Annotated in this window: 9 protein-coding genes; all 9 read right to left on the minus strand. The window is 61.6% G+C overall.

Annotated features, from left to right (window positions below):
- Positions 1 to 617 (minus strand): protein TolA (locus VK519_RS02720; RefSeq protein WP_324347433.1); only part of this gene is annotated, 617 nt, incomplete at its 3' end.
- Positions 604 to 1,050, minus strand: coding sequence for a protein TolR (gene tolR, locus VK519_RS02725; RefSeq protein ID WP_250625064.1), 447 nt, complete (start codon positions 1,048 to 1,050; stop codon positions 604 to 606). The genes tolR and VK519_RS02720, both read right to left, overlap by 14 nt.
- A gap of 22 nt (positions 1,051 to 1,072) precedes the next feature.
- Positions 1,073 to 1,762 carry a protein TolQ gene (gene tolQ, locus VK519_RS02730; protein ID WP_324347436.1) on the minus strand — a complete coding sequence of 230 codons (690 nt, stop codon included), beginning with the start codon at positions 1,760 to 1,762 and terminating at the stop codon, positions 1,073 to 1,075.
- A 4-nt stretch (positions 1,763 to 1,766) separates the two neighbouring features.
- Entirely contained in the window at positions 1,767 to 2,192 is a 426-nt protein-coding gene (ybgC, locus tag VK519_RS02735; RefSeq protein WP_324347438.1) for a tol-pal system-associated acyl-CoA thioesterase, read from the minus strand.
- Positions 2,189 to 3,229 carry a Holliday junction branch migration DNA helicase RuvB gene (gene ruvB, locus VK519_RS02740; RefSeq protein WP_324347439.1) on the minus strand — a complete coding sequence of 347 codons (1,041 nt, stop codon included), beginning with the start codon at positions 3,227 to 3,229 and terminating at the stop codon, positions 2,189 to 2,191. The genes ybgC and ruvB overlap by 4 nt, the downstream gene beginning before the upstream one ends.
- A 35-nt stretch (positions 3,230 to 3,264) precedes the next feature.
- On the minus strand, positions 3,265 to 3,717 hold the full coding sequence (locus VK519_RS02745; protein WP_324347440.1) for a GNAT family N-acetyltransferase: 453 nt from the start codon (positions 3,715 to 3,717) through the stop codon (positions 3,265 to 3,267).
- 35 nt (positions 3,718 to 3,752) lie between these two features.
- On the minus strand, positions 3,753 to 4,043 hold the full coding sequence (locus tag VK519_RS02750; RefSeq protein ID WP_324347441.1) for a type II toxin-antitoxin system TacA family antitoxin: 291 nt from the start codon (positions 4,041 to 4,043) through the stop codon (positions 3,753 to 3,755).
- Between the two features lie 114 nt (positions 4,044 to 4,157).
- Positions 4,158 to 4,952, minus strand: a complete 795-nt coding sequence (locus VK519_RS02755) for a hypothetical protein (protein ID WP_324347443.1) — start codon at positions 4,950 to 4,952, stop codon at positions 4,158 to 4,160.
- 527 nt (positions 4,953 to 5,479) lie between these two features.
- Positions 5,480 to 5,957, minus strand: a 478-nt coding sequence (locus VK519_RS02760) for a KUP/HAK/KT family potassium transporter (protein WP_324347445.1), incomplete at its 5' end; no start/stop codon positions are given.

Raw genomic sequence — 5,957 nt, forward strand, 5'->3', positions numbered from 1 at the left:
CCCGTATCGGCGCCGTTGGTGCCGGTCTGCTTCTGGTCGGCGTTGGGTAGGTCCGGCAGGGCGTCATTGGAGGCGTTCTTCAGTTCCTCGGCCTTGTCCTGGGCCTGTTTCTTGGATGCGTCGGCCTTCTTGGTCGCGGCCTGCGCCGCGTCCAGTTTGTTGAAGAGCTCGTCGATTTCCTTCTGTTTCTTGGCCTTGGCGGCCTGCGCGTCGAGCTCGGCTTGCTGCTGCTTCTGCTTCTCTTCCTGAAGCTTTTTCGCGTCGTCGGCCTTCTGCAATGCGTCCTCGACCACCTTTTCCTGGTCTTTCAGGTCCGGCTGCTTGGGCGGTGGCGGCGTGGGCGGCGGCGGGGTTGCATCCTTGACAGGTTTTGTCTTGGCGACCTTAGGCGGCGGCGATCCCGTGGGGCCGATCAGGGTGGCATTGATGATCTGGCCCGGCAACTCGATCGGCCGTTCGCAGGTGATCGGATTCCAGGATGCAGGCAATCCCAGCTTGTCGAAGAAGCCGGCGTAGTCCGAGCACGGCAGGATCGCCAGGAACAGGAAGGCGACGATGCCAAGGTGCAGGATGGCGGCAAGGACGACCGCCTTGGGCGTGCCCTTAGGGTTTTCCATTCTTCCCGCCCGACTGCGGCTGGCTCATCAGTCCAATGTTGGAGACACCCGCGGTCTGCAGGATCGGCAGGATCTCGTAGAACTTGCCGTACGGCACGCGCTCGTCGCCGGCGATCAGTACCTGCAGTTCCGGGTTGGCGTCGTGGAACGCGGTGATCTTGGTGCGCAGGCCATCGATGTCGGTGGGCTGGCGCTTGGTGCCTTCAAAGGTGAGATACAGCTGGCCAGCCTCGTCGACCGAGATGACGACCGGGTCTTTCTTGTCCTTCAGGGATTTCGCTTCGGTCTGCGGCAGCTGGATGTCCACCCCGAGGTTCATCATCGGGGTGGTGACCATGAAGATGATCAGCAGCACGAGCATGACGTCGATGTAAGGCACGACGTTGATCTCGGACTTCAGCTTGCGTTTGACCCGCTTGGTTGCGTGGCGCATAGGGTTATCGGCTCCCGCCGGCTCAGGCCAGGTCGTCGGAAGACTGGATCTGCCGCTGCAGCACGGAGGAGAATTCTTCCTGGAAGACCTCGTAGCGCGAGGCGATACGCTCGACCTTGTTGGCGTAGCGGTTATAGGCCCACACCGCCGGGATGGCGGCGAACAGGCCCATGGCCGTGGCGATCAGCGCCTCGGAGATGTGCGGGGCCACCACCGAAATGGTGACGTCCTTCATTTCGCCCAAACCCTGGAACGCACCCATGATGCCCCACACGGTGCCGAACAGACCCACGTATGGGCTGATGGAACCGACGTTGGCTAGGAACTCCAGGTTTTGTTCCAGCTTGCCGATCTCGCGGGTACCGGCCACGCGCATGGCGCGTTCGGCTCCCTCAACCACGCGAACGGCATCGCTGCCGCGGCTCTTGCGCTGGCGGGCGAACTCGCGGAAACCCGCCTCGAAGACGTTGTCCAGACCGTGGGCGTGGTCGCCGCGGGCGCTCACCTCGCGGTAGAGGCCGGCGAGGTCGGCGCCCGACCAGAAGCGCTCCTCGAAGCTCTCGGCGTTGTCGTGGGCGACTTTCATCTGCGAGTACTTGCGGATGATGATCACCCAGGACAGGAACGAGAACACCAGCAGGAGCACCATCACCAGCTGGACGGGAATGCTGGCATCAGTGACCAGCTTGAATACGTTCAGTCCACCGTTCATCGGATCAGGGCTCTCCAGCGGGTGCAACGACAAGGGAATGGGGAAATAGATCGGGGGGAATCGCTACCGGCCGCATGGAGGCAAGCTCCACGCAGGCGACCCGGACCGTGGCGCGCAATAGCGGCGTCCCGTCGATCCGGTGAATCTCCTGGGCGAAAAGGATACTGGCTGAACGACGCTGTTTGACCTCCACCGTGACCATCAGTTCATCATCCAGTCGGGCCGGACGGAGGAAATCCAGGGTCATTTCCCTTACCACGAAGGCCAGGCCAGTGTCCTGACTCAGGCGAATCTGGTCCATGCCGGCTGCCCGGAGGAATTCCGTACGACCCCGTTCCAGGAAGCGGACGTAGCTGGCGTGGTAGACCACACCTCCAGCGTCCGTATCTTCCCAGTAGATGCGGACCGGCCAGGAAAACGCTGTATTCATGCCTCGTCGCTGCCGAAAAGGTCCGGCGCCTGAGGCTGCCGTGGCGGCGGCGCCAGGCCCAGGTGCCGCCACGCCTTGGCGCTGGCCATGCGGCCCCGGGCGCTTCGGATCAGGTAGCCCTGCTGGATCAGGTACGGCTCAACCACGTCTTCGAGCGTGCCGCGGTCTTCCGAAAGCGCCGCGGCCAGCGATTCCACGCCCACCGGGCCGCCCTCGAAGTTGTTGATGATGATGTGAAGCAGGCGGCGGTCGAGGTCGTCGAAGCCTTCCTGGTCCACCTTCAGCATGTCCATGGCCGCGCGGGCGGTCACGTGGGTGATGGTGCCGTCGCCACGCACTTCGGCGAAGTCACGCACCCGGCGCAGCAGCCGGTTGGCGATGCGCGGCGTGCCACGTGAACGACGGGCGATCTCGACCGCCCCTTCCAGCGCGCACTCGATGTTGAGGATGCGAGCGGCGCGGCGGACGATCGCGGTGAGCTCGTCCACGTCGTAGAACTGCAGGCGCTGGATGATGCCGAAACGGTCGCGCAGAGGGCCGGTGAGCAGGCCCGCGCGGGTCGTCGCGCCAATCAGGGTGAAGGGCGGCAGGTCGAGCTTGATCGAGCGGGCCGCGGGCCCTTCGCCGATCATGATGTCGATCTGGAAATCCACCATCGCCGGATACAGCACTTCCTCCACCACGGGAGAAAGCCTGTGGATTTCATCCACGAACAGGACGTCGTTGGGTTCGAGGTTGGTCAGCAGGGCGGCCAGGTCCCCTGCCCGCTCCAGCACCGGGCCTGAGGTGGAGCGCAGCTTCACGCCCAGCTCGTTGGCAATCACGTGGGAAAGGGTGGTCTTGCCCAGGCCCGGTGGCCCGAAGATCAGCGTGTGGTCAAGCGCCCCGCCCCGCCGCCGTGCTGCCTCGATATAGATGGCCATCTGCTCGCGCACTGCCTGCTGCCCGAGGTACTCGGACAGTCGCCTCGGGCGGATCGAGGCCTCGAGGGCCTCGTCGTCCATGGCGGCAACGGCGGTGACGATGCGGTCGGTCATCGCCGTATTATGGCATTAACGGGGCATTGCCCGACTCAAACACTCGCCTTGAGGTCGGACAGCGTCACCATCAGCACCATCGAATCCAGCGGTGACGGTTCGAAGCCGACTCGCTCGTAGAAAGACTTCGCTTCCTCAGACAGCGCATGCACGATCATGCCGCGAATGCCTATGGTGTCGGCGGCCTGGATCACACGCAGGCTGGCATCCCGCACCAGACCCCTGCCGATGCCCCTGCCTTGCAGGGACTGGTCCACGGCAAGCCTTCCCAAGACAACGACGGGTACGGGATCTGGCATGTTTCGACGAAACCGCCCGGGCGAAGCATCTACGTTGATCGCGCTCGAGGCCAACGCGTAGTACGCGAGCACGCGGGAGTTCCTGCAGGCAACGAAGGTACGCGATGCTCCGGTTGACTGGTTTCGTAAGGCGCGGCGTTTAAGCCATGAATCGAGGTTCTCGACGCCTGAGGTAAAACCATCCAGCATATGATGCGAGGCCAGGGGCTCGGGTGCCCCAACCTTTACGCCTTGGCCCACGGAGCACGCGTTTGCATGGTTTTCCGCAAGCGCTCATTGGGCAGCGGCGGCATATCCAGTCGCGCAATGAATGCAGCGTAGGCATCGGGGCCCACCGCCATCATCGTTTGATCGAGGACGGCCTCTTCAGCTGCCGCACGGGCGGCCTCCAGCACGAAGTCCGTCCGATTCTTTCCCCGCATCTTGGCAGCCCGGTCAATCAGGCTTCGCTCTTCCGGCTTGATGCGGAGATTGAGGGTTTCCCGCTTGGGGGGATGGGTATGAGGCGCGGTCATGACGAAAATCTCGGAAGACTGTTGACTACACTAACAGATCGTACTGACATTGTCATTACACCGCCCAAGATTTTGCCGACCGTTCGCGCCTCCATACCCAAAAGCAGCACTGCATCAGCGGCCCAGACCGCGCGCCAACTGAATCAGCTCCTCCTGATTCTCGCGGATACGATCAGGACGAACTGGCTCCCACATGAGCGAGTACGACATTCGATCAGTCATCCAGCCAACGGATACCAGTGTCCTTCCTGTCGGGGTTTTCGCAGTTTTTGCGATAGCCGGTGCTCCGTTTACATCGGCATTGACTAGTTCATTGATTAACGTGAGCGACGCACGGGATGCCGCAAAGTCAATCTCCTGAAGCATCATCAAGCCGGCGCCTGGAACATCAAAATAACGCGCGAGACCGGTCCACTTGCCGTTCTCCCAGCCCCCGGCCGTCCCCGCCTCGATAAACCGCGCCGTCTCCAGTTGAGTACCTGAAATATCAATGGGTTCGTTTCGAAGCCTTGGGCGAATGTCAGTGATGGAGGAGTAGCGTTTATCGAGAATTCTGTCCAGTTCGGTCGCCGCGAGTGGCACTGATGCCAAGGCTCGCGAAAGCGCCGGCACTTCTTCGTCAGGCGCGTGATGAAAGCCGTTTTCGGCCTGCTCCGCAATCTGCTTGCGAATCGCATCGAGCCTGGAACCGAGGAACCAGGATTCAGCCAGGGAAACTCGATGCACTCCAGGCGTAAAAGTTGCCTTTGTCAGATCGATATCCTCCCTTCTGGCAACCTCGACGGTCTCTTTGTCGATAGCTGGCGTGTCGCTGTAGCCACTCAAGCTACCAATCACGTCGCGAGCAACAATGGGAGTTGCCGAAAGTGTGGAAACTACAATCAAACCAGCTAATGTCGTCCTTTTCATATCTACCACTCCGTTAAATTGCAGTCGTACGCCGTGACACGCAGCGTCCAAGGAACATTGCTGTAGTCCACAAAGAAATGAGAGCCAACAACGGTATTTACAGTTCGATCGCCAATGTCGCCTGCATACGATCGCCAGGTGTACGCGCGAGGAGTCGAAATAGAATGCCGATTGATTGCCCCAAGCGGAATATGGGTACTCGTCGTCTGCATCCAGTGAGGATTCAGTTGCGGCCGGTCGTAGGTAACGGACTCATTTATGAGGCCGAGGCAGTTCGCACGCCCCAACACTTTTAAGTCCGCATGCGCGCTGGACCACGGCGCCGCGAGCAGCACGCTCAAGATCGCTAGCCTCTTCATCTGTATCGCCAATGTCACCCCACCTTGGGGGCTAATCGAGGCTAGATGGACCTTGGACTTGGCGTTATCAGGTAAACCGTATCGTTCGCGCAGTCGCTTCGCTGCTACTCCTAAGCAAATCCCTACCGGCTGACAGAAGTCTGGTGACTTCAGCTGGCCAGTCGTGTCCTAGATCTCCACCTGCGCACCCAGCTCGATCAACCGGTTGCCCGGGATCTGGAAGAACGCCGTGGCCGGCAGCGCATTGCGTGCCATGAAGGCAAACAGCTTGTCGCGCCACAGTGCCATGCCCGGCCGGCGAACGTCGGCGACGATGGTTTCGCGGGACAGGAAGAAGGTCGTGTCCATCATGTCGAAGACCAGGCCTTCGGCGGCACAGCGGGCGATGGTCAGCGGGATGTTCGGGTCCTCGGCGAAGCCGAAGCGGACCTGCAGGCCGAAGAAGCCGCCGCCGAGGTCGGTGATTTCCAGCCGCTCGTCGGCATCGGCAACCGGCGTTTCCAGCATCTCGACCGTCAGCATCACGTTGCGCTCGTGCAGCACCTTGTTGTGCTTGAGGTTGTGCAGCATCGCGTGCGGCACGGCGTTCTGGTTGGCGGTAAGGAAGATCGCGGTGCCCGGCACGCGTAGCGGCGGATGGTCGGCG

The sequence above is a fragment of the Pinirhizobacter sp. genome (assembly GCF_035317885.1).
Classification (GTDB): domain Bacteria; phylum Pseudomonadota; class Gammaproteobacteria; order Xanthomonadales; family Rhodanobacteraceae; genus Pinirhizobacter.

Bases quoted from the DNA above. Each gene is read 5' to 3' on its own strand.
- tolR (WP_250625064.1), bottom strand. From the start codon at position 1,050: ATGCGCCACGCAACCAAGCGGGTCAAACGCAAGCTGAAGTCCGAGATC.
- tolQ (WP_324347436.1), bottom strand. From the start codon at position 1,762: ATGAACGGTGGACTGAACGTATTCAAGCTGGTCACTGATGCCAGCATT.
- ybgC (WP_324347438.1), bottom strand. From the start codon at position 2,192: ATGAATACAGCGTTTTCCTGGCCGGTCCGCATCTACTGGGAAGATACG.
- ruvB (WP_324347439.1), bottom strand. From the start codon at position 3,229: ATGACCGACCGCATCGTCACCGCCGTTGCCGCCATGGACGACGAGGCC.
- VK519_RS02745 (WP_324347440.1), bottom strand. From the start codon at position 3,717: ATGCTGGATGGTTTTACCTCAGGCGTCGAGAACCTCGATTCATGGCTT.
- VK519_RS02750 (WP_324347441.1), bottom strand. From the start codon at position 4,043: ATGACCGCGCCTCATACCCATCCCCCCAAGCGGGAAACCCTCAATCTC.
- VK519_RS02755 (WP_324347443.1), bottom strand. From the start codon at position 4,952: ATGAAAAGGACGACATTAGCTGGTTTGATTGTAGTTTCCACACTTTCG.